Below are 2836 nucleotides of genomic sequence, written 5' to 3' on the forward strand. Positions count from 1 at the left end.
TCCAGGATAGGTGAATTTTCCTATGATGAAGTCATAGAGAACAGGATGTTCCAAACAACAAGAATAAGAAAGATCGCACCAGGAGCGTGAGGTAAGACAGGAGTCATACCTAGCAACCCAATATGAGAAACCCCGGCAGGATGCCGGGGTTTTTTATTACTAAGAATATCTATAACTGAGTATTAATCTGATAGCGTGTATTACGTCCACCACCTTCTAATTTGACGATACATTCTTTCTCAAGTAGGTCTGATAAATGGCGAGTAGCTGTTGCTTTACTGACTTTAGCAACCTTTTGATATTGTGAAGCACTAATACCATGTTCAAAGCCATTTTCTCCACCGTCTAATAAACGATTTAGAACTTTGCGTTGTTCTTCACCCAGGGTTGAATTTGAATGTTTATGCCAAAATTGACTTTTAAATAATGTTCGACTGATCTGCGCCAAGGTTTTTTCAAGGCTATCATTCAATGTGTCTAGAAACCAAATCAGCCAATTTGTGATATCAGAATCATTTTTTTGGGTTTGCTCTAATACCTCATAGTAACTTTTACGTTTGTTTAATATCGCAGTAGACATTGCATACAAACGGATGCTCTGTTCATCCATTTGAGCGAGAGCAAGGTCTGTAAGTGTACGTGTAATACGGCCATTACCATCATCAAAAGGATGCAGAGTAACAAACCATAAATGGGTAATGCCTGCACGTAACAATGGATCAAGCAATGAATCATTTAAACTCTGATTAAACCACTCTATGAAGGCATTTAAGCGATCTTCTAAGCCTTCTCTTGGAGGTGCTTCAAAATGTACTTTAGGGTAATGCAATCGACCTGAAACGACCTGCATAGGCTCTGATCCCCGGAGTTGACCAATGCGTAAACGTTGCATTGTCCAGTCTGGATCATTGAAAAGCCAACGATGCCATTGCATGAGACGCTCAACAGTCAGTGGTTGCTTAACATCGTTAAGTGCATCTAGCATGATATTGGCTAAACCTTCTGATCGATCTGAGCTTGGATAAGGCTGTTCAAGCGTGACACCCAAGCGTTGAGCTAGAGATGATCGCAATGAAAAAACATTGATGGTTTCATTTTCAATTGCTGATGAAGCAACAAGATTGGCAAGTAGAGTATCTAGAGTGAATTGTTCTTTTGCTAAATCATGCTGACTTTGTCCAAGAAGAAACCCTATTTTTTGATGTATCTGTCTGGTTTTAGGTAAGATAATTGAATCTTGCCATGTGAAATTTGTCCAGTTTTGTATTTGCCAAATCCATTCCTGCATTTTCAATCTTTCTCTGAAAATCTAAGATGAGTTGAATATAGCATATATTCAGATCAATTAATGAGCCGAATATATCGGTTAATTAGCTCATCTATTTATCTAGGACATTTCTATTTGAGGCTTACATACGAATTTCGCATAAGAGATTTTATGTTAAATAAAAGTTTATAAACTAAAAAAGAATTTCTTCTGTCTAGCGCTTAAAGTATTAATATCTATGTCTATAGAGGACATCAATTTAGAGAAAACTTTTGTTTTGATTTCACTAATTTCTTTATCTAGCTCGCTTGTATTACAGGCATCAGAGAAAGCTGCTTTATACCCGTTTGTAATATAATTAATATCTTGAATTACATCAGGAAAGTTTTTTTGCCTTTTTATATTTTTGTTTAAAGAATCATAAGCTAATAATTTTGTACTAACTTTTTCAAATGTTGAGTTAGGTATAAACGATCTAAAATACTTTCCTGTATACCTAAATTCTAACCCTAAAAAATCAATAGATTGATTTTTAACTATTTTCGTTTTAGTACGTTCTTCAAGATCTGGAACAGTGAGTTTAATTTTTATAAGTTCATCTTTTATTAGTAATAAATTTTGTTTAGCTTGTTTATAGGATGAACAAAATACAATTAAATCATCAGCATATCTGACATATTTTATGTTTTTTATATTCATAAAATTGTCAAAATCATATAAATAAAGAGACGCAAAGAATGAAGACATAGGCATGCCCTGTCTAATTCCTTTTCCTTTTTTGGATTTTAAAAATTCAAATTCTTTAGATTCAATTGAATGGGGGGGGGGCAACTTAATATCAATGTTTATAATTTTTTCTAAAATAAAATCAATTTCTTTTATACCTATTTGAATATCAATATTCTTTTTAATTATTTTTCTATCTAAATTATCAAAAAATGCAGATATATCAGTCTTTAATACATGAGAATATTGATTTCTAAAGCCTAATGCTACGCATCTTGCTTTAATAGCACCACCCTCTTCTTTCTTAGACGAAAAATCATAATCAGTCGCTAACTTATATTTTTCTGGGTATTTTTCTCTTATATATTCTAAAATTATTTGTTGTACTAAACGATCTTGGATAGACGGAATACATATTAGACGTAATGAACCATCTGGTTTAGGTATCAATACAGGGTGTAAAGCTTGAGGAAAATATTTTCGATCAGAAAAATCTAGTAAAAGACTGGATAAAATTTGCTCTTTTCTGGAATCAAATTCATTGAAGGAAAGATACTCAGGATAATATTTTATATCTAATAAATATTTAGGTTGTTTAATAAATAAAGTTTTAAATTTTTTAAAAAAGTGTTCTTTAAAGAACTTCTGAAAATCCATGCTCTCTTCACTGTATGCTTTACAAGGCTACCCATACAGGCTGAAAGTCTGTGTTATACGCATATCACCCTCACCGCTGTTCACTAATTTTTCGATGAAGGACGTCCATCGTGTCAAGTTCCCTGCTGATATCGGTGTGATGTGCACTACTCGGGAAGCCTCATTGAGATGTTTGCCAGAGTTTGG

General features: G+C 33.5%; 2 protein-coding genes. Both read right to left on the minus strand.

The window, feature by feature from the left end; translation table 11 throughout:
• Positions 1 to 169: 169 nt before the first annotated feature.
• Complete coding sequence (locus tag F893_RS16635) at positions 170 to 1288, minus strand: Fic family protein (protein ID WP_005248996.1); 1119 nt, start codon at positions 1286 to 1288, stop codon at positions 170 to 172.
• Between the two features lie 165 nt (positions 1289 to 1453).
• The gene (locus tag F893_RS16640; protein ID WP_005248997.1) at positions 1454 to 2650 is read right to left on the minus strand and encodes a reverse transcriptase domain-containing protein; all 1197 of its coding nucleotides are present in this window, start codon (positions 2648 to 2650) and stop codon (positions 1454 to 1456) included.
• Between the last annotated feature and the right edge of the window lie 186 nt (positions 2651 to 2836).

Origin of the sequence: Acinetobacter sp. CIP 102136 (assembly GCF_000369685.1) — a bacterium.
Lineage (GTDB): Bacteria > Pseudomonadota > Gammaproteobacteria > Pseudomonadales > Moraxellaceae > Acinetobacter > Acinetobacter fasciculus.

What these genes read in the sequence shown, in the direction of transcription:
- F893_RS16640 (WP_005248997.1), bottom strand. Translation starts at nt 2,650, where the DNA reads ATGGATTTTCAGAAGTTCTTTAAAGAACACTTTTTTAAAAAATTTAAA.
- F893_RS16635 (WP_005248996.1), bottom strand. Translation starts at nt 1,288, where the DNA reads ATGCAGGAATGGATTTGGCAAATACAAAACTGGACAAATTTCACATGG.